The 517-nt window shown below is 56.5% G+C and carries 1 rRNA gene; it reads right to left on the bottom strand.

Annotated features, from left to right (window positions below):
• Positions 1-517: ribosomal RNA gene (locus NNX35_RS16000) — 23S ribosomal RNA — on the bottom strand; the annotation flags it as partial.

Genomic DNA, 517 nt, shown 5'->3' with positions numbered 1-517 from the left:
GGCAGGAGTCAGTCCGTATACATCGTCTTGCGACTTCGCACGGACCTGTGTTTTTAGTAAACAGTCGCTTCCCCCTGGTCTCTGCGGCCCACACCCGCTCCGGAAAGCAAGTTTCCATCACGGGGCAGGCCCCCCTTCTCCCGAAGTTACGGGGGCATTTTGCCGAGTTCCTTAACCATAATTCTCTCGATCGCCTTAGTATTCTCTACCTGATCACCTGTGTCGGTTTGGGGTACGGGCGGCTAAAACCTCGCGCCGATGCTTTTCTAGGCAGCATAGGATCACCGGATTCCCCCATACGGGGGTCCCATCAGATCTCAGGTGCGTCATCAAAGACACAGTGACGGATTTGCCAATCACTGACCCTACATCCTTAGACCAGGACAACCATCGCCCGGCCCGGCTACCTTCCTGCGTCACACCTGTTAATACGCTTACCTCCCAGGTTACGGTCCCGCGCTCCACCAAAACCCGGAACACCACAAGGGTGCACGGGCAGGTTTCGGGCGGTTAGTAT

Source organism: Arthrobacter sp. zg-Y844 (genome assembly GCF_024385465.1).
Classification (GTDB): domain Bacteria; phylum Actinomycetota; class Actinomycetes; order Actinomycetales; family Micrococcaceae; genus Arthrobacter_B.
Note: the sequence above shows the minus strand (reverse complement) of the source record. Positions and strands in the feature narration are given on the sequence as shown.